Annotated in this window: 29 protein-coding genes; 16 read left to right on the top strand and 13 right to left on the bottom strand. The window is 70.7% G+C overall.

Annotation, left to right across the window (positions count from 1 at the left end; all coding sequences use genetic code 11):
• Positions 1–7: 7 nt before the first annotated feature.
• Positions 8–286, top strand: a complete 279-nt coding sequence (locus BCF44_RS56895; protein ID WP_211353343.1) for a hypothetical protein — start codon at positions 8–10, stop codon at positions 284–286.
• On the opposite strand, the gene BCF44_RS34775 is transcribed toward BCF44_RS56895, so the two are convergent.
• Positions 271–942: a response regulator gene (locus tag BCF44_RS34775; protein ID WP_116178681.1), complete on the bottom strand. Its 672-nt coding sequence runs from the start codon at positions 940–942 to the stop codon at positions 271–273. The genes BCF44_RS56895 and BCF44_RS34775 overlap by 16 nt on opposite strands.
• On the bottom strand, positions 939–2,573 hold the full coding sequence (locus BCF44_RS34770) for an ATP-binding protein (protein ID WP_246015920.1): 1,635 nt from the start codon (positions 2,571–2,573) through the stop codon (positions 939–941). The genes BCF44_RS34775 and BCF44_RS34770 overlap by 4 nt, the downstream gene beginning before the upstream one ends.
• Before the next feature lie 237 nt (positions 2,574–2,810).
• Between BCF44_RS34770 and BCF44_RS34765 the strand changes: the two genes are divergently transcribed.
• From BCF44_RS34765 to BCF44_RS34745, 5 genes are all read left to right on the top strand, one after another.
• Positions 2,811–3,605 (top strand): ABC transporter ATP-binding protein, encoded by a 795-nt coding sequence (locus BCF44_RS34765; RefSeq protein WP_246015918.1) that lies wholly within the window; start codon positions 2,811–2,813, stop codon positions 3,603–3,605.
• Entirely contained in the window at positions 3,605–4,459 is an 855-nt protein-coding gene (locus BCF44_RS34760; RefSeq protein ID WP_116178679.1) for an ABC transporter permease, read from the top strand. Before BCF44_RS34765 ends, BCF44_RS34760 begins: the two co-directional genes overlap by 1 nt.
• Positions 4,460–4,503: 44 nt before the next feature.
• Positions 4,504–5,544, top strand: a complete 1,041-nt coding sequence (locus tag BCF44_RS34755) for an ABC transporter substrate-binding protein (RefSeq protein WP_211353342.1) — start codon at positions 4,504–4,506, stop codon at positions 5,542–5,544.
• A 198-nt stretch (positions 5,545–5,742) separates the two neighbouring features.
• On the top strand, positions 5,743–5,877 hold the full coding sequence (locus BCF44_RS58685) for a hypothetical protein (protein WP_281283171.1): 135 nt from the start codon (positions 5,743–5,745) through the stop codon (positions 5,875–5,877).
• Positions 5,878–6,000: 123 nt separating this feature from the next.
• On the top strand, positions 6,001–8,268 hold the full coding sequence (locus BCF44_RS34745; protein ID WP_170217903.1) for an ATP-binding protein: 2,268 nt from the start codon (positions 6,001–6,003) through the stop codon (positions 8,266–8,268).
• Between the two features lie 34 nt (positions 8,269–8,302).
• Here BCF44_RS34745 and BCF44_RS34740 read toward each other — a convergent pair whose 3' ends face one another.
• Both BCF44_RS34740 and BCF44_RS34735 read right to left on the bottom strand, forming a co-directional pair.
• Entirely contained in the window at positions 8,303–9,355 is a 1,053-nt protein-coding gene (locus tag BCF44_RS34740) for a CHAP domain-containing protein (RefSeq protein WP_116178676.1), read from the bottom strand.
• Between the two features lie 215 nt (positions 9,356–9,570).
• A complete protein-coding gene (locus BCF44_RS34735) occupies positions 9,571–10,548 on the bottom strand; it encodes a hypothetical protein (RefSeq protein WP_116178675.1) in 978 nt (325 codons plus the stop codon).
• Positions 10,549–10,822: 274 nt separating this feature from the next.
• Here BCF44_RS34735 and BCF44_RS34730 point away from each other — a divergent pair, with 274 nt between their 5' ends.
• From BCF44_RS34730 to BCF44_RS34715, 4 genes are all read left to right on the top strand, one after another.
• On the top strand, positions 10,823–11,572 hold the full coding sequence (locus BCF44_RS34730; RefSeq protein WP_116178674.1) for a hypothetical protein: 750 nt from the start codon (positions 10,823–10,825) through the stop codon (positions 11,570–11,572).
• A gap of 32 nt (positions 11,573–11,604) precedes the next feature.
• Positions 11,605–12,486, top strand: coding sequence for a YihY/virulence factor BrkB family protein (locus BCF44_RS34725; protein ID WP_116178673.1), 882 nt, complete (start codon positions 11,605–11,607; stop codon positions 12,484–12,486).
• 231 nt (positions 12,487–12,717) lie between these two features.
• Positions 12,718–13,173 carry a hypothetical protein gene (locus BCF44_RS34720; protein ID WP_147328738.1) on the top strand — a complete coding sequence of 152 codons (456 nt, stop codon included), beginning with the start codon at positions 12,718–12,720 and terminating at the stop codon, positions 13,171–13,173.
• Positions 13,174–13,202: 29 nt separating this feature from the next.
• A complete protein-coding gene (locus BCF44_RS34715) occupies positions 13,203–13,742 on the top strand; it encodes an RICIN domain-containing protein (RefSeq protein WP_116178671.1) in 540 nt (179 codons plus the stop codon).
• Positions 13,743–13,752: 10 nt separating this feature from the next.
• Here BCF44_RS34715 and BCF44_RS34710 read toward each other — a convergent pair whose 3' ends face one another.
• The 3 genes from BCF44_RS34710 to BCF44_RS34705 are packed head-to-tail and all read right to left on the bottom strand — an operon-like array spanning position 13,753 to position 15,573.
• On the bottom strand, positions 13,753–14,757 hold the full coding sequence (locus tag BCF44_RS34710; RefSeq protein ID WP_116178670.1) for an NAD-dependent epimerase/dehydratase family protein: 1,005 nt from the start codon (positions 14,755–14,757) through the stop codon (positions 13,753–13,755).
• A gap of 6 nt (positions 14,758–14,763) precedes the next feature.
• Positions 14,764–14,940, bottom strand: a complete 177-nt coding sequence (locus BCF44_RS55885) for a hypothetical protein (protein WP_170217902.1) — start codon at positions 14,938–14,940, stop codon at positions 14,764–14,766.
• Between the two features lie 18 nt (positions 14,941–14,958).
• Positions 14,959–15,573 (bottom strand): flavodoxin family protein, encoded by a 615-nt coding sequence (locus tag BCF44_RS34705; protein ID WP_170217901.1) that lies wholly within the window; start codon positions 15,571–15,573, stop codon positions 14,959–14,961.
• Between the two features lie 97 nt (positions 15,574–15,670).
• On the opposite strand from BCF44_RS34705, the gene BCF44_RS59325 reads away from it, so the two are divergent.
• The 5 genes from BCF44_RS59325 to BCF44_RS34680 are packed head-to-tail and all read left to right on the top strand — an operon-like array spanning position 15,671 to position 19,497.
• The gene (locus BCF44_RS59325; RefSeq protein WP_379801622.1) at positions 15,671–15,934 is read left to right on the top strand and encodes a maleylpyruvate isomerase N-terminal domain-containing protein; all 264 of its coding nucleotides are present in this window, start codon (positions 15,671–15,673) and stop codon (positions 15,932–15,934) included.
• A 9-nt stretch (positions 15,935–15,943) separates the two neighbouring features.
• Positions 15,944–16,909, top strand: a complete 966-nt coding sequence (locus BCF44_RS34695; protein WP_116178668.1) for an acyl-CoA dehydrogenase family protein — start codon at positions 15,944–15,946, stop codon at positions 16,907–16,909.
• Positions 16,906–18,174: a bifunctional PIG-L family deacetylase/class I SAM-dependent methyltransferase gene (locus tag BCF44_RS34690; RefSeq protein ID WP_116178667.1), complete on the top strand. Its 1,269-nt coding sequence runs from the start codon at positions 16,906–16,908 to the stop codon at positions 18,172–18,174. The genes BCF44_RS34695 and BCF44_RS34690 overlap by 4 nt, the downstream gene beginning before the upstream one ends.
• Positions 18,171–18,797, top strand: a complete 627-nt coding sequence (locus BCF44_RS34685) for a glycosyltransferase family 2 protein (RefSeq protein WP_116178666.1) — start codon at positions 18,171–18,173, stop codon at positions 18,795–18,797. Before BCF44_RS34690 ends, BCF44_RS34685 begins: the two co-directional genes overlap by 4 nt.
• Before the next feature lie 10 nt (positions 18,798–18,807).
• Positions 18,808–19,497, top strand: coding sequence for an acetate uptake transporter family protein (locus BCF44_RS34680; protein WP_116178828.1), 690 nt, complete (start codon positions 18,808–18,810; stop codon positions 19,495–19,497).
• 3 nt (positions 19,498–19,500) lie between these two features.
• On the opposite strand, the gene BCF44_RS34675 is transcribed toward BCF44_RS34680, so the two are convergent.
• The 3 genes from BCF44_RS34675 to BCF44_RS34665 form a co-directional block, all read right to left on the bottom strand.
• Positions 19,501–20,052: a DUF2231 domain-containing protein gene (locus BCF44_RS34675; RefSeq protein ID WP_246015916.1), complete on the bottom strand. Its 552-nt coding sequence runs from the start codon at positions 20,050–20,052 to the stop codon at positions 19,501–19,503.
• A gap of 14 nt (positions 20,053–20,066) precedes the next feature.
• Complete coding sequence (locus tag BCF44_RS34670; RefSeq protein WP_116178826.1) at positions 20,067–21,269, bottom strand: zinc-dependent alcohol dehydrogenase; 1,203 nt, start codon at positions 21,267–21,269, stop codon at positions 20,067–20,069.
• A gap of 69 nt (positions 21,270–21,338) precedes the next feature.
• Entirely contained in the window at positions 21,339–22,211 is an 873-nt protein-coding gene (locus BCF44_RS34665) for a DMT family transporter (RefSeq protein WP_147328737.1), read from the bottom strand.
• Between the two features lie 139 nt (positions 22,212–22,350).
• On the opposite strand from BCF44_RS34665, the gene BCF44_RS34660 reads away from it, so the two are divergent.
• On the top strand, positions 22,351–22,557 hold the full coding sequence (locus tag BCF44_RS34660; RefSeq protein ID WP_116178664.1) for a hypothetical protein: 207 nt from the start codon (positions 22,351–22,353) through the stop codon (positions 22,555–22,557).
• Positions 22,558–22,560: 3 nt separating this feature from the next.
• Here the strand turns inward: BCF44_RS34660 and BCF44_RS34655 are convergent, their stop codons facing one another.
• Genes BCF44_RS34655 through BCF44_RS34645 form a run of 3 tightly spaced genes read right to left on the bottom strand, consistent with a single transcriptional unit; the run spans position 22,561 to position 26,034 of the window.
• The gene (locus BCF44_RS34655; protein WP_116178825.1) at positions 22,561–24,414 is read right to left on the bottom strand and encodes a CheR family methyltransferase; all 1,854 of its coding nucleotides are present in this window, start codon (positions 24,412–24,414) and stop codon (positions 22,561–22,563) included.
• A 31-nt stretch (positions 24,415–24,445) separates the two neighbouring features.
• Complete coding sequence (locus tag BCF44_RS34650) at positions 24,446–25,195, bottom strand: ATP-binding protein (RefSeq protein ID WP_116178663.1); 750 nt, start codon at positions 25,193–25,195, stop codon at positions 24,446–24,448.
• Positions 25,192–26,034, bottom strand: coding sequence for a chemotaxis protein CheB (locus BCF44_RS34645; protein WP_116178662.1), 843 nt, complete (start codon positions 26,032–26,034; stop codon positions 25,192–25,194). The genes BCF44_RS34650 and BCF44_RS34645 overlap by 4 nt, the downstream gene beginning before the upstream one ends.
• Positions 26,035–26,044 lie beyond the last annotated feature (10 nt).

Raw genomic sequence — 26,044 nt, 5'->3', positions numbered from 1 at the left:
GCGGCCTGTGATCGGCGCCGGTCGTGGAACCCTTCGAAGTGGGGAAACGACGGCGCCGCCACTGTTCCAGGCCACCCTCGCCAGCGCCCTGCCGAAGTGGGAAGGCGCTCCAGACAACGACTTCTTCCGAGCGCAGGTGTGGGTCTACCTGAACCAGCTTCCGGAAGGTGCGCAGATCACCGCGGCCGATGGCAAGCCCCGTTTCCGAGTCGACGTCACGGTGCCGGGCGGTGACGTCGACGCATGGTGTCGGATTGCCACCGGCGAGCTTCAGCTAGCGGCGTAGCGGTGGACAGGGCGTCCGGCGCGGCCGTACTCGAGGTGCAGCTGGACGGCGCCGCGACGGTGCAGCTCGCTCAGGTACCGCTGCGCCGTCGGCCGGCTCACGCCGAGCCGGTCGGCGAGGGTGCACGCCCCGACCGGCTCGGCGGACACTCGCACGGCGTCGAGGATCTTGCGCATCGTCGGGGGCATCATGCTGTCGGAAGATGGTGGCGAGGCCGCGCCTCGCAGCAGCGTGTAGAGAGCGTCCACGGTGTCCTGGTCGGCTTCCCCGGCCCCGCTGGTCTGCGTCCGCCAGAGCCGGTAGGCGTCGAGTTGGCGACGCAGCTGCGTCAGCCCGAATGGCTTGACCAGGTAGTAGGCCGCGCCCAGATGCATGGCGGACCGCACGGTTGCGAGGTCTCGCGCGGCCGTGATGACGATGCAGTCCGGCGCGGTGCCGTCGGCGGAGTTCAGATCCCGCAGGAGGGAGAGGCCGTCGCCGTCGGGCAGGTAGAAGTCGAGGAGGAGCAGGTCCGGTCCGGTTTCCTCGACCGCCCGTCTGGCCTCGGCCACGGTGTGCGCCTCGCCGACGCAGGTGAAGCCGGGGATGCGTTCGACGCTGGCGGCGTGGATTCGGGCCACTCGATAGTCGTCGTCGACGACGAGCGTCCTGATCATTTCGCGGCCTCCAGTTCGTTCGTGTGCAATGGAAGTCTGATGTCGAACCGCGCGCCGGGTCCGGGCGTGACGTCGATCGTGCCGCCCGCCCGCACCACCAGCCGACGTACCAGGGCCAGTCCCAGCCCACGACGCATGCCGTCCCGCGTCGACTTGGTCGAGTAGCCGTCGAGGAAGATCTTCTCGATGTCGGGTTGGGAGATGCCCGGGCCGGTGTCGCTGACGACCACGTGGGCCACGTCGTCGATGTCGGTGATCCGAACGGTCACCGTGCCGGGTTGTGCCGCACCGGCCGCCGCGTCCACGGCGTTGTCGATGAGGTTGCCCAGCACGGTGAGCAGCGGCCCGGTCTCCCCGTACGGGCGGTCCAGCTCCGATTCCGGGTCGAGGATCAGCCGCACGCCGGACTCGGCGGCCGTGGTCACCTTCGCCACCAGAAGTGCGGCGAGCTCGGCCGGCGCGATCCGGGCCTGGATGTCGCCCGCCTGTGCCGTCGCGCCGCCGGCGACTTCGGCGAGGTAGCGGGCGGCCTCGTCGATCTCGCCCAGTCCGAGCAGGCCCGACAGCACGTGCAGCCGGTTGGTGAATTCGTGTTCCTGGGCGCGAAGGGCGTTGGTGAGTCCGGTCAGCGCATGCAGTTCCCGCATCAGGCCCTCCAGCTCGGTGCGGTCCCGCAGGGTCACCACGTGCCCGCCCGGGCGGCCGGCCAGGACAACCGGCATTCTGTTGACCACCAACAGGAAATCGTCGGTCACCACGACCTCGTCGCTGCCCAGCGGGCCGTCCGCGAGCAGATCCCGCAGCCGGCCCGCCGGCAGCAACTCCGAGACCGGGCGGCCAGTGCCGGCACGGCGGATGCCCAGCAGCCGGCGGGCCTCGTCGTTGATCACGTTGACGCAGCCCTTGGCGTCGATGCCGACGACGCCTTCCCTGATGCCGTGCAGCATCGCCTCCCGTTCCTGCAACAGCGTGGCGATCTCGGACAGCTCCAGCCCGAATGTCACGCGTTTGAGGGCGCGGGCGAGCAACCAGGAGGCCAGCACGCCGATGCCCAGCGCGAGCAGCGAGTACAGCGCGATGTCCATGATCTGGGTGCTGATCTGGCTGCTGACCCGCTCCTCCGGGATGCCGACGGAAACCTCGCCGATGATCGCGCCGTCCGACGCGCGCAGCGGCACCTTGGCGTTGGCGGAGTTGCCGAGGCTGCCGGGGTCGATTCCGGTGTGGACGTTTCCGTCCAGCGCGACAACGGGTTCCTCGAGGCGCTGGCCGATCAGCGACAGTGTGGGATGCGAGTACCGCACGCCGTCCCGGTCGGCCACCACGACGTAGCTGGCGCTGGTGTTCTTGCGGACCTGTTCGGCCAGCGCCTGAATGCGGTGGTCGGGATCTTTGTGAGCCAGGGCGTCGGCGATCGCAGGGATCTGCGCGACCGTGTACGCGATGTCAGTGGCGCGCTGCTTGTACTCACCGTCGAGGGTCTTGTCGGTGAGGTTGGCGTAGAGCACGGCGCCGGCCGCGCTCGTCACCAGCAGGATCGCCAGCACACAGAGCAAGATCTGGGTCGCCAGCGGACGGGTACGCCACATGGCCACTCCGATCTGCCACGTCTCGTCGGGGCGTTGGCGCATGACATCACGCTGAAACACCGATGCCAAGCCATCGGTCCGTTTTGCGGCAATCGCGACTGAACGGAATGAGCAAAACCCCTCGAAAAGCACTCCTCGACGGGTATCGAGCTCAATATGTCGGCCCGCCTCCGGCCTGCCTACCGTCCTGCGGCAACCAGAACGAAACACGCCGGCAGTGACGGAGGGAATCCTACCGTGCGCGCAGAGAAATCACCGCCCGCCATCGAGCTTCGGCGGGTGACCAAGCGGTTCACCACCGACAGCGGCGCCCCGTACACGGCGCTGCGCGACCTCGACCTCACCGTGGACGAGGGGGAGTTCTGCGCGGTCGTCGGGCCGACCGGCTGCGGCAAGTCGACGACGCTGACCCTGGTGTCGGGTCTGGAGCGGCCGTCGGCTGGGTCGGTGGCCGTGCACGGCCGACCGGTGGACGGCATCACGCCGGGGGTCGGTTTCATGTTCCAGACCGACGCGATCCTGCCGTGGAAGTCCGTTGTGGACAATGTCTCCGCCGGCCCGCGGTTTCGCGGCGTGCCGAAGAAAGAGGCGTTGGAGTCGGCTCGCGACTGGATCAGGCGGGTGGGCCTGGCCGGGTTCGAGGACCGCTTCCCGCACCAGCTCTCCGGCGGCATGCGCAAGCGCGTCGCGCTGGCCCAGAACCTGATCAACGAGCCGCGGGTCATCCTCATGGACGAGCCGTTCTCCGCGCTGGACGTGCAGACCAGGGCCAAGATGTCCGACGAGCTGCTGGCCCTGTGGGATCTGACCCGGCCGGCGGTCGTGTTCGTCACGCACGACCTGGAGGAGGCCATCGCGCTGGCCGACACGGTGGTCGTGCTGACCGCCGGGCCGGCCGCCACGATCAAGGCCCGGTTCCGGGTGGACCTGCCCCGGCCCCGGGTCGTCCAGGAGATCCGGTTCGATCCGCGGTTCCTGGACATCTACCACCAGATCTGGGACGCCCTGCGCACTGAGGTGGACATCGCCTACTCGCAGAGCACCCGGCTGGACGACGACCGGAGGGCGTCGTGATGACCGCGCAGGAGGCACAGGTTGAGGTGACTGCGGTGGAGTCGGCGCACCGCCGGGCCGCGCGTCGGCATCGGGTTCTGGTGCACCTGACGCAGTTGGCCGTGCTGGTGGTCGTGCTCGGCGGCTGGCAGCTGACCGTCCAGGACAACCCGCGCAGCGTGATCCTCTACGGCGTGCCCTCGGGCATCCTGGGCCGGCTGACGACGTGGGTCACCGAGGGCACCGCGATCGGCTCGCTGGGCGACCAGATCGCGACGACCCTGGAAGAGGCGCTGATCGGGTTCGCGATCGGCACCGCGCTGGGCATCGTGTGCGGTGTGGCGCTGGGGCGGGTGCGGTTTCTGTCCGAGGTGTTCGGCCCGTTCATCAAGGTGCTCAACGCCATCCCGCGCATCGTGCTCGGCGCGGTGTTCGTGCTGGCCTTCGGCCTCGGTATCGAGTCCAAGATCCTGCTGGTGATCGTGCTGGTGTTCTTCGGCGTGTTCTTCAACGCCTTCCAGGGCACCCGCGAGGTGGACCGCAACTTCATCGCCAACGCCGGCATCCTCGGCGCGTCGCGCTGGCAGGTGACCAGCCAGGTGGTGCTGCCCTCGGCGTTCACCTGGATCATCGCCAGCCTGCACGTCAGCTTCGGCTTCGCGCTGATCGGCGCGATCGTCGGCGAGTTCCTCGGCGCCACCTCGGGCCTCGGGGTCCTGATCAAACAGGCCGAGGGCACGTTCGACGCCAACGGCGTCTGGGCGGCGATGGTGATCATGGCCGTCGTCGCGCTGGCCGCCGAGTGGCTCATCACCCGACTGGAGAACCGGCTGTTGCGCTGGCGTCCGGCCCAGCTGGCCGGCCCCGACCTGTGAGCACCCGACCTGTTAACGCTGTCCCGCCGTCAAAGGAGATCGCTGTGTTGAAGAAGTCGTGGGTCGGGCTTGCGGCCGCCGCGCTGGTGCTGGCCGGGTGCGCGAACAACGCGTCGCAGACCGCGAGCGGTGGCTCGTCGTCCGGCGGTCCGGGCGACAAGGTGTCGATCATGGTCGGTGGTCTGAACAAGCAGATCTACCTGCCCTTCATGCTCGCCCAGCGGCTGGGCTACTACAAGGACCAGGGCCTCGACGTCACGCTCCAGGACGAGGGCGCCGGCGTCGACGCCACCACCGACATGGTCGCCGGCAAGGTGGACGGCGTGGGCGGCTTCTACGACCACACGATCGCCATGCAGGGCCTCGGGCAGCAGCTGGAATCGGTGGTGTCCATGCTGACCACGCCTGGCGAGGTCGAGCTGTGCCGCAACGAGGTCAAGGACCAGATCCACTCGCCGGCGGACTGGAAGGGCCACAACCTCGGCATCACCGACGTCGGCTCGTCGACTGACTTCCTGACGCAGTTCCTGGCGCAGAAGAACGGCGTCGACCCGGCCAGCACACACCGCGTCGGTGTCCAGTCCGGCGCCACGCTGATCGGCGCCATGCAGCACGGCAACGTGGACTGCGCCATGACCACCGAGCCGACGGTCTCCACGCTGCTGGCCACCGGTGACGCCTACGTCCTGCTCGACATGCGCACCGCCGCCGGCACCGCCAAGCAGCTCGGCGGCGAGTATCCGGCGACCTCGCTGTACATGACCACCGACTACGTCACCAAGCACCCGGACATCGTGCAGAAGCTGGTCAACGCCTACGTCAAGACGCTCAAGTGGATCCAGGACCACACCGGCGCCGACGTGGCCGCTCAGATGCCGGCGGACTACTACGCCGGCTCCGGAAAGGACGCGTACGTCAAGGCGTTCGACAGCGAGAAGGGCATCTACAACCCGACCGGGATCATGCCGCCCAACGGTCCGAGCACCAACCTGAAGGTGTTGCAGGCGTTCAATCCGGACGTCAAGGGCAAGTCGATCGACCTGAGCAAGACCTACACGGACAAGTTCGTGCAGGCCGCCAAGTGAACGCAGGCGCTGCGCCGTCGTGTCGACGGCGCAGCGCCCCTTTCTCTGCCGCGTGCAGTCAGGCGTCTCGGCGGCGCCGGGCAGACAGGGGTCGATGTTCGTCGCCCACTCGGTCGGCAGGCCCCGATGGTGGTCTCGATGTGGTGCAAGCTCTGCAGGTGCTGGCCGAGGAAGAACGCCACGAACGCCGTCACCGTCGTGACTACCAGCGTGATCACGGCGAACACGGCGGCCTCGGCCACGAGGACCGGCAGCAGCCGGCGTCGGTACCCCCACCAGGCTGCCAAGATCCTGGCCGCCGCGGCCGCGGAGATGGAGGTACGTGTGGAGTGAGAGCCGGTCAGTCGCCGGACGACGCGAATGCGCCGACCGGCTGCTGGGCTCGTCCGCGAAGGGGAGTGCGCCGGGGGACCGTCCTGTGTACCGTCGACTACGGTCGGTGAACGGGGAGGGGACGTGGCGGGGGAGGCCCAGCGGCCAGCGGAAACGGCTGCGTTGGGTGCCCTGGGGGCGCGGCTGAAACGGATCAGGATCGAGCGGGGTCTGTCTCTGCGCGGCATGGCCCGTCGGCTCGGCAGTGTCGGGCACAGCACGTTGGTGGACTTCGAGCACGGCCGGCGACTGATTCCGGCCGACCTGCTCGCCCTGTACCACAGGGTGGCTCCCGAGAACGCCGGTGACCTGACCCGGCTCTGGCAGGCCGTGCTGACGGCTCGCGCCGATGGCCTCGCCATCGATCCATGTCGAGGCGAGGCCGTCGCGCAGCTGCCAGCGGACCTCGTCGACTTCGTGGACCGAGACGACGAGTTGATCGAGGTGCTGGCATGGGTGCGGCGGCCGGCGGGACCGAGGGTCGTGGTGATTTCCGGTCAACCCGGTGTCGGGAAGTCGAGCTTCGCGCTGCGGATCGCCCACCGCATGCGTGCCGACTATCCGGACGGCCAGGTGTTCCTCGAACTGCACGGCGCCGGTCCGGAGCCGGTCGCGCCAGGAGCGGTGGTCGCGCGACTGCTTGGCGCCATGGGGTTTCCAGGTCAGGAGCTGCCCGGCGACCTGGACAGCAGGGCGGCGCTGCTGCGGTCGACCCTGTCCAACCGGCGCGTGCTGATCGTGCTGGACGATGCCTCGGACGAGGCCCAGGTGCGTGCCGCCCTGCCGGGCGACGACACGACACTGGTGCTCATCACCTCGCGCGGACCGCTGGCCGCGCTGGACGGCGTGCGTCACGTTCGGCTCGACGTCTTCGCTCCGGACGCGGCGCTCGAGCTGTTCCGGCGGGTCGCCGGGCCTGATCGCGTCGCCGCGGAGTTGCACGAGAGCCGGCAGGTCGTCGCGTGCTGTGGCTATCTTCCGCTGGCGACGCGACTGGCCGCGGCGAGCGTCGCCACGTGGCCACAGAGCGCCATCCGGGACTGGGCAGACGACCTGGCCGACCGGACCAGGCGCCTGGGCCGGCTGAGGATCGGGGACCGAGGCGTGGACACGGTCTTCGAGTTGAGCTATCGCGCGATGTCCGTGTCCGCGCGGACGATGTTCCGCCGGGTGCCCCTGCTGCCCGGTCCCGACTTCGGCGTGCGGACGGCGGCCTGGGCGGTGCCCGGCGACAGCGTGGACGCAGCACTGGAGGAGCTGCTTCGGCGGGGCATGGTCCAGGTGTCCGACCGCGCGCACCGGTACCGGATGCATGATCTGCTCAGGTTGTTCGCGGAGGACCGCCTCGGGCACGACGATCGTCCGGAGGACCGGACGTCCGCCGAGCGGGCGGTGCTCGGCGGGTTGCTCGGCACGGCCTTCGACGCCGGCGCCGCGCTCGACCCGTCCGGCTACGCGGTGCCCCGGCCCGGCACCCCGTTCACCGGGCGGGATCAGGCAGTACGGTGGTTGGACGCGGAGCACCGGTGCCTGCCGGCGGCGGTCCGGCGCGCCGCCGAACTGGGCTTGACGGACCTGGTGTTCCCGTTGCTGGTGGCGCTGCCGTGGTACTGGGATCTGCGGTGCCGCTGGGACGAATGGCAGGAGATCAACCGCTGCGCGCACGAGCTGGCCGTACGGGTCGACGACGGTCTGCACCAGGTGATCGCGCTGAACGGTCTCTGCATCGCGCTGCGGTCGGTCGGCGATGCCACGGCGGCTATCAGCCACGGCCGGGCGGCGGTCCGGTTGGCGCGCCGAATCGGTTCCGTCGACGAAGAGGCCGGCGCCCTGGACCGCCTGGGCTGCGTGCTCGGCGACACCGGCGAGCACAGGGAGGCCGTGTCCCTGTTCACCGAGGCCATCCGGCTCAACGAAGAGCTGGATGAGCGCTGGTCGTCGGCGACGGCCCGGCGGCATCTCGGAGAGGCGTTGAGTGCTCTGGGCGAATCGGCCGCGGCCGAGGCCGCGTTCGAGCAGGCCATGGCCGAGTTCGCCGAGCTCGGCGCGGTCCGCTCGCGGGCGATGACCCTCTGCGCGCAGGCCGACGTGCTGCTGGCCCGCGGCGACCTGGCCGAGGCGGCCGACCGGTGCCGCTGCGCGATGGAATCCTTCCGTGAGCAGGACGACAGCTGGGGCGTCGCCAACGCCCGGCTCGTGCTTGGACGGGTGCTGACCGCGGCCGGCCGGCAGGAGGACGCCGTCCGGGAACTCACCGTTGCCGTCGATGCCTTCGGAGAGCTCCGGGACAACAGCTTTCAGGCGGCTGCTCTGCGGGCGCTGGCGGCACTGTCGGACCTGCCGGCCGGCTGATGGCCGCGGGCGTCGAGGCCCACGGCCAGCCGCGCTAGAGCCCGTTGATGTGGAGGAAGTGCTCGGGCCACACGATCGGGAGATTCTTGCCGTCGTACGAGTCGGTGATCGTCTGGTGGTGCGGGAAGTACCACGTGCGGTACTCGCCCTCGGCGTGCCCGTTGTAGCCCGACACCAGGATCGAGCCGTCGGGGAAGACCGCGGTCACCACGGCGACGTGTCCGTGCGCCGCGAACCAGCCCTGGTTGCTGACCCACTGGGCGATCGAGCCGACCGTCGGCGAGTCGTCGTTCCGGACCTTGTGGTTGACCGCGTACGCGTACCAGTCCTTGGCGAAGCCCCAGTTGTTGTTGACGTCGATGGAGTGGCTCGCCCAGTCGTTGGGCGCGTTCTGCCCGTTCGGCTGCTGCGTGCCGCCGCTGTTCTCGTAGATCTTCCACGCCGCGAACACGACGCATTCGCGGTTCCAGCCCCACGGATCGACGTAGAACTGGTCGAGCTTGCTGTTGCGCCACAGGGTGGGGAAGTCGTCGTAGCCGGAGACGTACCTGCTGGTGAAGACGAACTTCTCCCATGGGCCGGGGGATGTGCTGCGGGCGCGCAGGGTGCCGTAGTCGTCGCCGGTCCACCCGTTCTCGGCGGATACGTACCACCGGGTGCCGGACGAGTCGTAGACGGCGATGCTGGTGGTTCCGTCGGAGTTGGGCAGGTAGTAGAACGTCTCCCACGGACCGGGTGCGGTCGGGGTCTGCCGAGCTCGTAGGACGCCGCGTTGGTCGCCGGTTCGCGCGAACTCGGCGGAGACGTAGTTCTTGGCCTGGTTGGACCACAGGTAGAACGAGTTGGGGTTGCCGGTCGGCACGAGCGTGAAATGCTCGTACGGTCCGGGTGCGTCGGCGCGGGCGCGGGACGTGCCGAATGCGTCGCCGCTGCGGCCGACCTCGGCGGTGACGAACTTGTGGCTGGCGTTGGACACCAGCATCGTGTCCTGCCCGGTTGCGGCGACGGCGACGGAGTGCCCACCGATGGTGGAACCCGTGACCAGCGCGGCGGCTACGAGCACGGCTCTCAGTGATGAACGCGTCATGCGCCGATTCGACCGGTCCGTCACCGGTGGTCACCACGGTCGAGGCCACTTTCGTACCAAACGCAGACCGGCACCGGCCGGCACGGGTGGTCGCCAGGTCGGACAGCTCCCGCTCGATGGCGGCCAGGTCGCCATGTCGGCGTGTTGGCGACGAGGGGGGCCACCGAGGGCCCACAGCGTGCGCGACACCGATGACTCCGGACGGCTCTGGCCGGCTAGGACTTGTAGTGCTGGAAGGCGATGGGCGCGGGGACGTCGACGTCGGGGCAGGTGGCGGCGCGGGTGAGGGGCCACTGGGTGAGGTAGCGGACGGGGCGGGCGGTGCGGGCTATGGCGAGGTCGATGCCGGTGGCGGCGTCGGGGTCGTCGAACCAGGTCTCGCCGATGATCCAGGGCTGGTGGTAGCCGAGCTGGGTCATGGCGGCGTCGGCGTCGAGGAACTGCTGGTATTCGTCGCCGTGCCAAAGGCTGCTGTAGAGGTGCACGTCGAAGACGGCGGGGGGATGGGGCCCGTAGACGGCCGGGAGCTGGGGAACGCGGTCGGCGAGGGGGACGGTCATGGAGAAGCCGACGGAGTCGGTGGCGCCGAAAGCCTGTGTGTAGGCGGCCCAGAGGGTGTGGGAGTAGCGCAGCAGGACGGGTTCCGAGGGAGTGGGGATGCCCTCGTTGAGAAGGTCGATCCGGTAGGGAATGCCGGCGGCGGCGATGAGGGGGCGCAGGTTCTGGATGACGGACCAGTCCTCCTCGTAGGAGCTCTCCTGCCAGTCGTCCCAGCCGTGGGGGTCGTCGGAGCCGATGGGAAAGAAGGCGACCTCGATCTCGACGAAACCGGCGGCCTTCACGGCGGCGAGTAGCCCGCTGAGCTGGGAACGGTTGGCCGGGGAGAGGTCGCCGGTGCTGGAATCCATGGTGGCGCCGGAATCGGGCGCATGCTGGTGGAAGATGCCGATCCGCAGCCGCCGCTGGCCGTTGGCGTACATGGCGGCCAACTGAGACTCGATGGTGCTGCGGCCCTTGGAGAAGCTGCCGATGACGCCGTACTGCTCACGATCACAGCCGTCCAGGCTGTAGAAGTCGTAGTTGGATCCGCCGGCGGCGAGGGGCTTGCCGAGCAGCGCGGGCAGGGCGTCGGACTGGACGAGCAGCAACAAGGCGACGACTGTGGCGAGGGCCAGCGGGATTCGGACGGTCACGTCGTCTCACGAACGATGAGCCCGGCCGGCGCCAGGTCGTAGATCGTCGCCACCTGATCACCCTATCCGCCGGCGAAGGCCGGCTCCGGGCGGGAGCCGGCCTCGCGAGTCATCAGCAGCCGTTGAGCACGCCTTGCAGCGCGGTCCGCGGACCGGAGCGTCAGCGTGGGCCAGGGCGGCCTCGATCGAGTGGATGACCCGGCTTGGGCCGCGGCGTGACGGCGGGCACGGCAGGGGACGCTGCGGGCAATCGCCGGGCGGGTTACCCTCTGCCGTGGACTTCGACGGCGCGGTCGACCTGCTCTACGGGATGCCCCGGGACCAGTTCATCGCGGAACGCGACAAGCTGGCCAAGGCCGAGCCGACGCTGGCCGACCGGATCCGCAAACTGCGCAAGCCCACCGTCGCGGCCTGGGAGGCCAATCAGCTTGCCCGCAAGCGGGCCGAAGACGTCGGCGCGCTGGTGAAGATCGGCGAGGACCTGCGCGCCGCCCAGCAGGCCCTGGACGGCCAGGAGCTGCGCAGACTGTCTCGTCGACGCGCGGAGGCCCTCGACGAACTCGTCGACGGCGATGCCGCGGCCGGCCTGCGGGAGCTGCTGGAGACGGCGGCGGTGGACGCGCCCGACGACCTGCTCGCCGGCCGGCTGGTGACGGCGCCGGAGGGTGGCGGCTGGGGCTTCGACCTGTCGGCCCCGATGCCGACGCCGAAGCCGAAGCGCGCCTCGAAGCCGGAACCGAAGCCCGAGCCGAAGCGCGACCTCAAGCGGGACGAGGCGCGGAAGAAGGCGCAGGCGGCGGTCGACGAGGCCACGGCGGCGGAGGCCGAGGCCCATCGGGCGCTGTCCGAGGCCGAGGACGGCCTGCGCATGTGGACCGAACGGGTGGAGTTGCTGCAGACGGAGCTGGCCGAGGCACGCGGTGATCGCGATGCCGTCGCCGAGGACGTCAAGCAGGCGAAACGGGAGGCAGAGCGGCGGGGCAAGGCGCTGCGCGATGCCGAGCTGAGGCTCAAGCGCCTGTAGTTTCACCGGTCGCGCCCGGGGAATCCGGGATCATGGCGACTACCGCGCACGCCCATGCGACGCCCGCCGACCTGCCTGGCCACGTATGGTGGGCGGCCCTGAAACGCACGGTCAAGGCCGTGCCGGAGAACGGGATCATGGACTGGGCGGCGTCGCTGACCTACTACGCGGTGCTGTCGGTGTTTCCCGGCCTGATCGTGCTCACGGCGATCGTCGGCCTGCTCGGCCCCGACGCCACGCGCATGCTGACGGACAGCATCAACTCCGTCCAGATCGGGCAGGGCCGCGACCTGCTGGTCGGCGCGATCGAGAACGCGCACACCGCCGCCGGGCCGCTGGCGATCATCGGTCTGCTCGGCGCGTTGTGGGCGGCCACCGGCTACCTCGGCGGCTTCATGCGCGCCAACAACGCCCTCTACGGCGTGACCGAGGACCGTCCACTGTGGAAGACGATCCCGCTCCAGATCGGGCTGACCGTGGCGATGATGCTGATGCTCGCGGCCAGCGCGCTCGGGCTGGCGGTGTCCGGGCCGATCGCCGACCAGGTCGGCCAGTGGGTCGGCATCGGGACCACCGGGCTGCTGATCTGGGGCATCGCCAAGTGGCCGGTGATCATCATCCTGGTCAGCCTGGCGATCTGCCTGCTGTACTGGGCCGCGCCGAACGTGCACGAGCCCAAGCCCCGGTTCCTCTGGATCACCGCCGGCAGCGTGCTGGCCGTGGTGCTGTGGCTGGTGGCGTCGCTGGGCTTCGGCATCTACGTGGCCAACTTCGCCTCGTACAACAAGACCTACGGCTCGCTGGCCGGCATCATCGTGTTCCTCGTGTGGCTGTGGATCAGCAACCTCGCGGTGCTGCTCGGAGCGTCGTTCGACGCCGAGTTGGCCCGCGGCCGGCGGGAGGCGGCCCAGTGAGGCTTCGCCCGGCGCCGCGCGACGCCCGGGTTCTACGACCTGCTCACCGACATCGCGACCACCATCGCCGCGGCCGTCGAGTTCCTCGGCCGGTTCGTACGGGCCGAGGCCGCCGAGCGGGCGTCGCCGGCCGAACAGATGCGCCGGCTGGAGCACGTCGCCCTCGGATGAGGCGTTTTCGGCGGTGTGTCCGGTGGGTATTCCTCCGACAACCAGGAGAGAGGTGGTCTTGTGGACGCCGGAACGATGTACTTCCTCGTCGTCGCGGTGATCGCGGTGGTCATCGTCGGACGGCTGCTCGCGTACAGCGGGAAGCGCTACCTCGCCGGCCCGGAGAGCGGGCCCACCCAGGCCGGATCGGTGGCCGCGCTCGTCGCGGTGCTGTTCCACCTGGTGACGCTGGGCCTGACCGCGCTGCTCGCGGCGATTCCCTTCGGCGGCAGCCAGACGCAGGTGTTCCTGATCCGGATCGGCCTCGTGCTGATCCTCGTCGGCACCGCCTACGCCGTCGCGCTGCGCATGCTGACCAGGCGCAAGGAGGAGGCTGTCGTCACCGATTTCGACGCGCAGGTACGGGAGTTGCGGCACGAGCGGCAGGCAAACGAGTACGAGGTCACCAACGACCCGTCGGCCGGCATGGCGCCGCAGCCGCCGAAGGAGCCGACGCTGGGCGAGCCCCGCCCGTAGGTAGTAACCCCGCAACGTAGTTGTGGGGCATGAGAATGATGCGACTGGCCGTCGCTGTGCCGGCGGCCGTGGGACTCGCCGCCGGGGTCACGGGCACGGCCTCGGCGGCGATTCCGCCACCGTCCGGGCTGACCGGGGTCGTCGACAACTTCATCGACGACCCCGACGAGGGCTTCCCGTGCCTCGACGTGCAGGGCGGATCGCACAGCGCCGGGGCCTTCGTGCAGGTCTTCAAGTGCAACGGCACGCCCGCGCAGCAGTGGCGGTTCGAGCTGACGCGGTTCGGCACGTACGAGATCCTCAACGCCGACAACCTCTGCCTGTCACCGGATCCGAAGACCGGTCCGGTGCCGATGTCGTTCGTCCGGCAGGAGCCGTGCGGGCCGCCCGGCGGCGGGCAGACCTGGATCCTCCAGGGGTTCGACAATCCCGGCGATTCCTTCGAACTCGTGAACGCCGAGAGCAACGGTCAGCTCTGTCTGAGCCGGCGGCTCGGCGGCTCGACCGACGAGATCACCGAGCAGGCCTGCAACCACGTGGAGTTGCAGCGTGCCACCTGGCATTTCTGACGCCTCGCCATCAGCGGGGCAGGAGCGGGGGAGTCGGCGCGCCGGCTCCTTCCGCCAACCCGCGCAGCAGGGCGACGATCGTCTCCTGCGCGGTGTGCTTCGGCTCCCAGCCGAGTTCGTCGGCGGCCCGGGAGGTGCTCATCTCGGGGATGGCCAGCGCCAGGTCGATCCAGCCCGGCTCGGTCGGCTGGAGCCGCAGCCGCCAGCTCGCCGCGGCGAGGGCACGCAGCGCCGAAGCGGGCACCGGCACGTGCAGGCCGCCGAGCAGACGCGCCAGTTTGTACGGGGTGAGCGCCGGTCCGGCGGCCAGGTTGATCGGCCCGGCCACGCCGCCCCGTAGCGCCAGCACGATCGCGTCGGCGACGTCGTCGGCGTGCACGAACTGGAGCCGCATGCCGCTGGGCAGCGGCACCAGCGGTAGGCGACCGCGCGCGGCCCAGTCGAAGACGATGTGCGGCGCCAGGCCGCCGATGAAGTACCGCTGGATCTCGCTGGCGGCATCGTGTTGCAGCACCAGGCCCGGACGGAACCGAGTAACCGTCATTTCCGGGTCACCCGCCGCGATACGGTCGAGCATCCGCTCCACAGTGGCCTTCTGCGTGCTGTACGTCGACGACGGCACGCCGTCCACCGGCCACGTCTCGTCGACGGCGCGGTCCTCGGGCCCGGGGGAGTACGCGCCGATGGACGACAGGTACACCAGATGCGAGACGCCGGCGGCCACCGCGGCCTCGAACACGCGGCGGCTACCGTCCACATTGGTCCGGGCGAGCTTGACGACGTCGTGGCTGGACTGGAGAAGCCAGCCCAGGTGCACCACGGCGTCGGCGCCGGCGAACGCGGCCCGCAACAGCACGTCCGACGCCGGCAGCGAGATGTCGATCTCGTGCCACGGCGTCGCCACGTCCGGCGCGCGCCGGGACACGCCGACGACGTCGATGTCCGGAGTCCTGTCGAGGGCATGTCGCAGGGCGGTCCCGATGTTGCCGGAGCCGCCGACCACCACGACTCGCATGTCCTGTCACTCCTCGCGCGTGAGGCCGTCGTCCGGGCTCAGCCCCAGCATGGACAGCAGCTCGGCGCACTCCTTCGCGTCCCGCGCGCGGCTGGCGATGTGCCGGGCGGCCAGGCGCCGCTGCTCCGGCGGATTGTCGTTCATCACCAGCGACGGCCGGGCGATGTCCCTGGTCAGCGACATGGGTCTTTCCTCCAGTGGTCAGGCCGGGTAGGGGGAGGTCTGCAGCGCCCGCGCGAGGTGCGTGGCGTTGGTCGCGAGGCGCTTGGTGGTCTGGGCGACGGAGTCCGGAACCTCGTCCAGGTCCTTGAAGTCGGTGCCGTGCATGGCCTCGCCGACCCAGTAGGTGGCGCCGCCGGCCGGGATCGTGAAGCCGATGTCGTCCAGCGCCTGGAACAGGTCGGCGCTCACCTTGTGCGCGCCGTCCTCGTTGCCCACCACCGCCACCGTCGCGACCTTGTTGTACATGTGCGGCAGGCCGTTGTCGTCGGTCTCAGACAACTCGCCGTCCAGTCGCTCCAGCACACGCTGGGCGATGCTCGACGGGTGGCCCAGCCAGATCGGCGTGGCCAGCAGCAGGATGTCGGCCTCCAGCAGCTGGGACCGGATGCCCGGCCACGCGTCGCCGCCGCCCATGTCCACCGCGACGCCGGGTTTCACGCTGTGGTCGACCACTTGGACGATGTCGCCCTTGACGTCGTTCGCGGCGAACTGGTCCATCACCTGCTGGGCCAGCAGATCGCTGCTGGAGTCGCCCGGCGAGGGCGTCAGCGTGCACACCAATGCCAGCGCTCGCAGTTGCTTCGCTGAGGTCATGTGGGGACGGCTACCCCGCGGACGGCCGCCCAAACTGGTCGAATGGGGGGTGCGCGGAAGGAGGAGTTGATGGTTTCCGCAAGGATCGACACCGCGCTTGCGGAGTGGGAGAGCTTCGCGCACACGGCGCAGGCCCGCCGGCACCTGGTGCGAGGGCTGGACGGTGCGCGACATCCTGGTCCACCAGGCCGGCAACGCCGAGGATCTGGGCCGGGTGCTCGGCGCTGCTGCTGTGGGGCCGACGTCCGGCCGACGCGCAGCGCTGCCACAGCCAGGCCGGCCAGCAGGCGCCGGGCCGACTTCGAGCGCTGCTGAGCGGATACTGATTGGACTACTGATTGGACGCGGCCGGGACGGGTAATCCGGTGCCATGCTCGATGCCCAGCCATCACCGAGGATCTCCTGGCCCCGAGATGTCGACACGGTCGTCACCGAGCTGCGCACCCTCGCGGCCGTCGGCGATCTGGACCTGCCGCTGCCCGGCGGCGGCGAGACGCCGGAGCGGTGGGCGGCGTTGGCCCGCCTCGGCCGGCGCGACCTGGCGCTGGCCCGGCTGGCCGAGGGCCACACGGACGCGGTCACGATCCTGTGGGAAGCCGGTCGGAAGCCGTTTTCCACGGCCCTGTACGGGGTGTGGGCGGCCCGTTCCGGTGGCACGGGAGCGGAGCTGCGCGACGGCGTGCTGAGTGGAACCGTGCGGTTCTGCTCGGGGGCGCACCGCCTGGACCGGGCGCTGATCGCCGCCCTCGACGAGGAGCGCCGGAGCGTGCTGGTCGAGGTCGACCTCGCCGACGAGCGGGTGGTGACCGTGCCGGGCACGTGGCTGCCGCTGGGCATGGACGCCTCGGACAGCCCGGACATCCTGCTCGGCGACATCGAGGTGACCCCCGACATGATCGTCGGCGAGCCGGGGTTCTACCTGGACCGGCCGGGATTCTGGTTGGGCGGCATCGGCGTCGGGGCGGTCTGGCTGGGCGGCGCGGCCGGCGTGCTGGACGACGTGCTGGCCGGACTGTCCGATCCGGACGACCACCAGCTGGCGCACGTCGGCGCGCTGCACACGGCGATCCGGGCCACCGACGCGCTGTTCGACCAGGCGGCATCCATAGTGGACGAAGATCCGCTGGGGGACAACCACATGCTGGCCTGGATCTGCCGGTCGGCGGCGGAGCGGGCGGCGTGGGAGGTGCTGGACCGGGTGCCGCGGATCACGGGCCCGACGCCGATGTGCCGGGACCCGCGCTTCGCCCAGCGGCTGGCCGACCTCCAGGTGTACGTGCGCCAGCACCACGCCGAGAAGGACCTCGCCGCCATCGGCCGGGAGGTGGTGGCGTGACGTCCCAGGTCGAACGGCGCTGGGCCGACCGGCTGGCAGCGCTGCCCGCCTTCGACACCGACGGTTACCGGCGCGCGGTGGCCGTGGCGGCGCATCCCGACGACGAGACCCTCGGCATCGGCGGCTGCCTGCAAGCGCTGCACGACAACGGATGCCAGGTGGAGCTGGTCGTCGCCAGCGACGGCGAGGCGGCGTTTCCACAGCTGGGGCAGAGGGAACGGGCGGAACTCGGTCGTCGCCGGTGGGACGAGCTCACGGAATCCCTGCGTCGGCAAGGGCTTGGCGACACGGCCGTGCACTGGCTCGGGTTGCCGGACTCGGGACTCACCCAGCACGCCGACGACATCACAGCGGCGCTGCGGGAGCTGCTAGAGGACGCCGATTGCTGCCTGCTGCCCTGGCCGCGCGACCCGCACCCCGATCACAGCACCGTCGGGCACTGCGTCCTGTCGGCCGCGCCGGTCACCGCGCACTGCTGGTCGTACCCGATCTGGATGTGGCACTGGACCGCCGAGAACTCCGCGGAGATCCCATGGCGGCACGCCTACGGTCATGAGCTGACCGCCAACCACCGCCACCGGAAAGCGGCCGGCATCGGGGCTTTCGTGTCCCAGCTGGAGCGCGGCCCGGGCGACTGCGACCCGATCCTGCCGGCCGATGTGCTGGAACACTTCCACCGCGACAGCGAGGTCCTGTTCCGCGAACCGCGCCGGACGAGCACCCCGCTGGCCCGCTTCGAGGCACTGTACGAGGTCTCCAAGGATCCCTGGCACACCGCGGACAGCTGGTACGAACGACGCAAGCGAGCCATCCTGCTCGCGGCGCTGCCTCGTGAGCATTACCGGCTGGCCGTCGAACCCGCCTGCGGCCTCGGCGCCCTCACCGCGGAACTCGCCGCGCGGGCCGACCGCGTGCACGCCTTCGACGCGGTGCCGGCGGCGGTTCGCGCCGCGCGTCGGAGCGGCATCACCGTTACGGAAGCCGTGCTGCCATTGGGATTTCCGGACGAGCCGGCCGATCTGGTGGTGCTGAGCGAGATCCTCTACTACCTGGCCGACGAGGACCTGAACAAGACCGTCGACAACGCGATCACCGGCCTGGAGTCCGGCGGCGATCTGGTGCTGGTGCACTGGCGTCGATGGGCGCCGGAGGCGACCCGCGACGCCGCCGAGGCGCACGAACTCGTCGCCGCCCGACCGGAGCTGCGGACCCTGATCACCCACCGGGACGAGGAGTTCCTGCTGCACGTGTTGAGGCGCCGGTGATCCGGTCGGTGGCAGTGGTCGTGCCGGCCCGTGACGAGGAGGAGACGGTCGGCGAGTGCCTGCGGGCCGTGCACGCGGCGATCTGGGCCCTGCCGCCGTCGATCAGATCCGGCGTGTGCGTGGTGGCGGATCAGTGCTGCGACGACACCGCCGACATCGCCTGGCCGGAGGTGCTCGTGAGCAACGCGAACCGTCCACTCGGCACGGTCAGGGACCTTGGCGTTCGAAGACTCCTGACCGATCCGGCCGAGGAGTGCTGGATTCTCAACACCGATGCCGACTCCGTGGTCCCACGGGACTGGATCCGCGCCCACCTCCGCCTCGCCGACCAGGGCGCGCACGCGGTCGCCGGGGATGTGGAGATCGACGGCTGGGGCCGGGACCACAGTCGCCGCGAACGGATCTACGGCGCGAACCTCGGCGTCCGCGGCGACGTCTACCGCGCGGTCGGCGGCTTCGGGCCGCTGTCCACCGGCGAGGACCAACACCTGTGGGACCGCATCAAACTCGCCGGCTACCGAACCGTGACGACGCCGGACGCGCCGGTGCGGACGAGTGGCCGCGTCCACGGCCGGGCCCGCGGCGGGCTGGCCGACCTGCTCCGTGAGCAACGATCTGCCTGAGGTGGTAACGATGACGGGACCGACACCGGACGCGCCGCGACGGGGCGAAACCCGGACACGCGTGGTGCTGCGGCCCTATGCGAGCCCGCTGCCGCTCGGGTTCTTCGCCTTCGTGATCGGCATGGTGCTGGTCGCCGGCGTCGCGCTGGGCTGGCTCGGCCGCGCCGATCTCACCACCGTGGGCACGATCATGGCGCTGTTCGTGTTCCCGCTGGAACTGATGTCCACCGTGTTCGCCATCCTGACGCGCGACACCGCCGCCGCGACGACCCTCGGCCTGTACTCGACGTCCTGGATGACGCTCGGTGTGCTCTACGCGCTGCATCCGACCCAGCAGACCAGCCACGCCGTCGGGATGTTCCTCGCGGCGTTCGCCGTGGTGCTGATCCCGCTGACGGTCGGCGCGTTCTTCGGCAAGGCGCTGCTGGCGGTGGTGCTCACCGTCTCGGTGATCCGCGCGGTGTTTCAGGCCGTGTACGAGCTCGGCGCGCCGCACTGGACGAACACCGCCAGCGGCGTGTCCGCCCTGCTGCTGGTGGTCCTGGGCTGTTACGCGGGGATCGTGTTCATGGTGGAGGATTTCCGGGGCGGCAGCGGGCTGACGCTGCGGCGCGGCCCCGCCCGGCAGGCGCTGACCGACGAGCCGCACGACCAGTTCGCCGAGGCGCCGCACGAGCCGGGCGTCCGCCGCCAGCTGTGAGCCTCACGTCTTGTATTGGCGGCCATGCGGGTCGGGACGCGGCGAGTCCTGCGCGGGGTCGAAGCCCTCGCGCTGCGTGGCCTCCGTCGCGACCCGTACGCCGTACCGGTACGCGAGCATCCCGCCCAGATATCCCGACACGCCCAGGATCGCCAGCAGCACCACGTCCGACACCACGGTCCAGCTGCGCGAATCGGCGAACTCGCCGTAGTAGCGCAGGTAGAAGCTCACTCCCCAGCAGACCAGCACGAGCGCGTTGAGCACCAGGTGGATCGCGGCGACCCGGAAGGCCGGATCGCCCTGGTGCAGGCGTAGGAAGTCCAGCAGCCCCAGCGCGGCCGCCAGCACGCCGCCGACGAAGCCGATGGCGATCAGCCAGGTCGCGCTGGCCTCCAGGAAGTCCGGTGGCTGCACGAACAGCGCCCCGACGTCGAACACCAGCGCGGACGTCCACGCGCCGATCGGGATCGTCACGGCGATCGGGTGGAAGGGGTGGCCGTACGGGCCGGCCAGGGCGGTGCGGGGACGCTTCGCGTCCTCCATCGAGCGATACACGGCACACCTCCGGTTCAGGAGACGTCGAGCACGGTCTTGAGCCAGCCCTCCTCGCGCCGGTCGAAGGTCCGGTACGCCTCGATCGCGGACTCGGGCTCGGCCCGCCGGGTGATGAACTTCGCCGGGTCGACGGTGCCGGCGGCGACCATGTCGAGCAGCTTCGGCACGTACCGGCGGTGGTTGCAGTTGCCCAGCTTGACGGTGAGGTTCTTGTTCATCGCCTCGCCCAGCGGGAAGTGGTCGAAGCCGGGCGGGTAGACGCCGATCACGCCGATGGAGCCGGCCTTGGCCACCGCCTCGATCGCCCAGCGGGCCGCCAGGCTCGGCGCGTCGCCGGGCACCCACTGTCCGTTGCGCGGCCGGGCTTCCGGCGCCGCCTCGTCGCGCTCCCGGTCGAACTGCTCGGCGGGTTGATCCGCCACCGGGCCGGAGATCGGCCGCTGCGCGTCCACGCCGACGGCGTCGATCACCCGGTCCGCGCCGATGCCGCCGGTGAGCTCGCGGACGGCCTCGACCGGGTCCTCCCGGTTGAAGTCGATCGGCTCGGCGTGCTGTGCGCGGGCGGCGTCCAAACGGGACTCGACGCCGTCCACGACGAGCACCCGGCTCGCGCCCTGCTGCCGGGCCGACAGCGCCGCGAACTGGCCGACGATGCCGGCGCCCATCACCAGCACCGTGTCGCCGTCGCCGATCTCGGCCAGCCGGGCCCCGAACCAGGCGGTGGGGTAGATGTCCGACACCAGGACGGCCTGGTCGTCGGTGACGTTCTCCGGCACCGGGACCAGGGTGGTCATGGCGTGCGGGATCCGCGCGTACTCGGCCTGCAACCCGTCGACCGGGCCGGTGGTCTCCGGTCCGCCGAAGAAACTGGTGCCGGCCGCCGGGCCGTTCGGGTTGGCGGTGTCGCACTGCGCGTAGTAACCGGCCCGGCAGTAGGAACACGTGCCGCACCCGATGGTGGAGCACACCACCACCCGGTCGCCCGGCGTGAACCCCCGCACGGCGGATCCGACCTCCGTCACGACGCCGACCGCCTCGTGGCCCAGCACCGTGCCCGGGCGCATGCCCGGCATCGTGCCGCGGACCAGGTGCAGGTCGGTGCCGCAGATCGCGCCGCGGGTCACCCGGATCACCGCGTCCGTCGGTTCCTCGATCTTGGGATCGTCCACGGTGTCGAGGCGGATGTCGCCGGTGCCGTGCCACACGATCGCCTTCATCATCGGCTCCCCAGCTCGGAAATGGCGGTCGAGGCGCGTGTACCCGGGGTGTCGCCGGACAAACGCGTCTCAGGCATCCCCCGACGAGTTCAGCACCGGCGACCGCACCAGGCTCAGCGTGCCGAGGCCGATGAGCGCCGCGCCGACCAGCTCGCCGGCCACCCAGCCGCCGCCGCGGGCGTGCTCGCCGAACAGTGTGAAGCCCCAGACCATCGCCAGCAGCGGGTTGCTCAGCGTCATGCCCGGCTGGGACGCGACGAGCGTGCCGGCCTGCAAGGCGTTCTGGAGCAGGAAGAACGACAGCGGACCGATCACCACGATGGCGTACGTCTGCCAGGTGTGCAGCATCGTCCCCAGGCCCTGGTCGGCAGCCGTGCCGGCGGCGGCCACCAGCACCGCCGTCGTGCCGAACCCGACGCCGGTGGCCAGCCCGAACAGCCCGGCCCGCCGGCCGCCCTTCGCGCGCCGGCCGGCGGCGACCAGGGCGCCCATGATGGCCACGCAGGCCGCCAGACCCACGATCCATGCCCACAACGGCCGCTGCAGCGGGTGACCGCCGCTGGGTTGTAGGCAGAACGAGAACACCGCCAGGCCGAGGGCCATCGCCGCCACCGCCCGCCAGTCCCGGGCGGCGATCGGCCGATGGAACACGAGCGAGGCCAGCAACAGGGTCAGCGGCAGCTCGCTGACGAGCAGCGGCTGCACGACCGAGATGGCGCTGACGGCCAGCGCGACGGCCTGGAGCACGAAGCCGACCACCACCGCGCCGATGCCGGCCAGCCACGCCGGCCGCCGGACCAGGTCGAAGAACATGCGGAACGAGAAGGCCAGACGGGTCGGCTCGTCGCGGTCGGCCTTGCGCTGCAACACCGACGCCGCCGCGTTCATGGCGGCCGCCGCGACCGCCAACAGGACACCGAGCATGCGATCGGATACCCGCAAACCCGGAGATTGCGCGTGCAACTGCGGGGTACTCGATGCCATGACACCGAAGCGTTCTGAGGAGAACCGCCCGCGTGCGGCGGCCCGGAGACCGGTTCCCCGGCCCATCGAGGAGCCGTCAGGCGTCGACGACACGCGCATGACCGCTGGCGACGTGCTCGTCTACTTCGACCCCAGCCCCGACGGCCCGGCGTCGTTCCAGCGCGGGGTCGCGACCGGTCCCGAGATCATCGACCCGCGCACGGGGGACTGGTGGGCGCCGGTGCTGCGTCCCGACCGGACCGTCGACCTGCTGCCGGGGGCGCTGGTCGTCGGTGTCGGCACGGCCGACGGCACGCTGCACTGACCCTCAGCTGCGGTTCTCCTCCAGTACGAGGATCGCGCCCTCGGTCGCGCCGTCGCGGCCCTTGAGCGGGCTGGCCACGACCCGCACCGAGACGGTGCGGCCCTTGCGGTTCACGGCGGCGAGCGTGGTCTCGCGCATCGGATCCGCGTCGACCAGCGCGCTGCGCACCAGCGGCCGCAGCTCGGCCAGCGGCAGGCCGATGTCGAGGTTGAGCAGGTGCTGCCCGTCGGCCTCGTCCCGCCGTAGCCCCCACAGCTCCTCCGAGCCCCGGTTCCACACGATGACCCGCATCTCCGGGTCCACCACGATCACCCCGGAGCGCAGCGAGGTGAGGATCGACTCCAGGAAGTTGTTCAGGTCGTCCAACTCCACCGACCGCTCGCTGAGCCGGTCGTTGATCGTCTGGAGCTCGTCGTTGGTGGACTGGAGCTCCTCGTTCATCGTCTCCAGTTCCTCGTTGGTGGACTGGAGTTCCTCGTTGGTGGTCTCCAGCTCCTCCACCGTGGACTGGAGTTCCTCGTTGGTCGTCTCCAGTTCCTCGTTGGTGGACTGGAGCTCCTCGTACGCCGACTCCAGCCGGCGGTTGGCGTGCTCCAGCTCGTCCAGCAGCCGCCGGGCCGCGCTCACGTCGTGGAACACCACCGAGACGCCCAGCAGGTCGCGTTCGTTGGTGAGCGGGTTGAGGTGCACGTCCAGCCACACCGTGTCGTTCGGACCGCGCTGCCACTCGATGTCCCGCAGCCGCAACGTCCGCCGTTCGAGCTTGACCCGCTCGACCTGGGCCCGCAGCTCCACCGGCCGGTAGGACAGCTCCAGGTCCCGCAGCGGCCGGCCGACGTCGCGGGGGCCGAGCCCGAACATCGCCTCGGCCTGCTGGTTGATCAGCGAGACCTGGTCGTCGCTGTTGATCACCACCTGCGCCACCGGCGCCGCCGAGAACGCGTGCTCGCGCAGCTCGTCGGTGGTGTTCGGCTCGGGGCGGCGGTCGGCGTGCACCGGGTGCGCGAACAGGGCGCCCGGCGCGACCGCCGGGCTCGACACCTTGCGGAACAGCCGCCGCTTGAGGTCGACCGGCGTGAACAGGTTGTCGTAGCTGAGCAGCATCTCGGCCTTGCCGAGGAACAGCACGCCATGCGGCAGCAGCGCGAAGTGCAGCCGGGCCAGGATCTTGCCCTGGGTCTCGGCGTTGAAGTACATCAGCGTGTTGCGGCAGACCAGCAGGTGGATCCGCGAGATCGGCGCGTCCTGCACGAGGTCGTTGCGGCCGAAGATCACCGAGCGGCGCAGGTCCTGCCGGAACACGTACCGGGTGGCGTGGTGCTCGAAGTAGCGCTCCAGCAGCTCCGGCGGCACGCCCTCGACCTCGCGCTCCCCGTAGCCGGCCTGCCGGGCCTGGGCCAGCGCCTCCTCGTCGACGTCGGTGGCGTAGATCTTCACCCGCTGCCGGAACGCGTCCACGCCCAGCGCCTCGGTGAGCAGGATGGCCAGGCTGTAGGCCTCCTGGCCGGAGGCGCAGCCGGCACTCCACACCCGGATCGGCCCGTCCGGCCCGACCTCGTCGAGCAGCTTGGGCAGCACCTCGTCGCGCAGGTGCTGCCACGCCTCGGGGTCGCGCAGGAAGCTCGTCACGTTGATCAGCAGCACGTTGAACAGCGCGGCGAACTCGTCCGCGTTGACCTGGAGGAAGTCGATGTACTCGGCGTAGTCGTCGATGCCGACCTGGCTCATCCGCCGGCGCACGCGCCGGGACAGGCTGGTCCGCTTGTACCCGGTGAAGTCGAAGCCCCGGGCCTCCTTGAGGTACAGCAGAACCGCCTCGAAGCCCACGTCCACGCTGTCGCCGGAGGTCTTGTCCACCACAGCACGGAACCGTACTCGGCCCAGCGCCTCAGGCACCGGCCGCCACGGCGAGCGCGGCCCACACCACCTTGCCGCCGTCCCACGTCGGGGTCGTGCCCCACGCCTTGGACAGGGTGTCGACGATGAAGATGCCGCGACCGCCGTTCACCACGGCGCCCGGCTCCAGCCGCGCCGGCCTCGCGGCGCTGGCGTCACGCACCGCGACGGTGAGCAGGCCGCGGCGCAGCTCCAGCCGCACCTTCGCCACCGAGCGGGCGTGCTCGACGGCGTTCTCCACCAGCTCGGACGCGATCAGGCAGGCGTCCTCCACCAGGGCGTCGAGTCCCCAGCCGGTCAGGGTGTCGGTGACGAAGCGGCGGGCGGCGGCGGCACTGCCGGCGGCCGGCGGGAGTTCGAGCGTGGCGAGCTGGCGCGCCGGGGTGTCGTGCAGCGCCCGAACCGCCTCCGCGACCAGGGCGAACGTCGGCACGAAGCGGTCGACGGCGCCGCGGCGCAGCAGCTCCCGGGTGTGGCCGGGCCGGGCGACGAGCACGACCTGCACACCGGGCCAGTCGCTGGCCTTGCGCGCCACCACCCCGAAGACGCTCAGCGCCAGCGGGGTGAGGACCGTCGTCCGGTCGAGCTGGACGATGACCCCGGACGGCTCGTCCGCCACGCACTTGAGCAGCGCGTTGCGCACGTCGGTGACGGTCGCCAGGCCCAGGTCGCCCACCAACCGGACCAGCAGCGCCTTGCCCCGCGGGCTGACGTCGATGTCCAGGTTCGTACGGATGGTCACCGCGCCGTCCCCTCCTGGGCGAGGACGTCGTCGCGGATGAAGTGCCGCAGCACGTCCGCGGCCTGCGTCGCCTCGGCGACCGACGCGGCGTACCAGCGGGCGCCGTAGCCGTTGCCGCGCTGCATGGCCGTCTGCTCCATCCGGTGGCCCAGGCTGATCTTCTCGTCCAGGGTACGCAGTGCCGTCCACAGCGCGCGCTCCAGCGCGTCGTCCTTCCGCACGGCCAGTGCCTCCTCGGTCCAGTCGTGGCCGACCGGCTGGCCACCGACCCGTTCGGCGGTGAGCTCGGTGATCACGTCGGCCAGCTGCGCGATCGGCGCGACGCGGGCCGTCGGCACCTCGCGCAGCGCGTTCGCCGGCATGCCCGCGCAGATCGCGTCGACCGGCTCCTGCACCACCGCCGCCCCGCCATGGGCGGCGATCGACATCAGGCCGGCGGCGCCGTCGTCGAGGCTGCCGGACAACACGACGCCGATGGCGCGCGGGCCGACCGTGTGCGCCGCCGACCGGAACAGCACGTCCACCGCCGGCCGGTGCCCGTTCTCGGTAAGACCCCGCGACAGCGCCATCACGTCGCCCACCACCAGCAGGTGGTGATCGGGCACCGCCGTGTACACGTGGCCATGCCGCAGCGACGCCCCGTTCGCGGCCGGCTGCACATGCAGACGGCCGGCTCGGCGCAGGATCGCCGGCAGCGCACTTGTGCCGCCGGTGGGCATGTGCAACACCACCAGCACGGCGGCGGGCAGGTCCGCGGGCAGTGCCGACAGCAGTTCGCGCAACGCCTCGACTCCGCCGGCGGATGCGCCGACCACGACCACGTCGCGGTGCTGCGGCATTCCGTCACCT

The organism is Kutzneria buriramensis (assembly GCF_003387475.1).
Classification (GTDB): Bacteria; Actinomycetota; Actinomycetes; order Mycobacteriales; family Pseudonocardiaceae; genus Kutzneria; species Kutzneria buriramensis.
The sequence above is the reverse complement of the archived record's forward strand: the minus strand, read 5'-3'. Positions and strand labels throughout refer to the sequence as shown.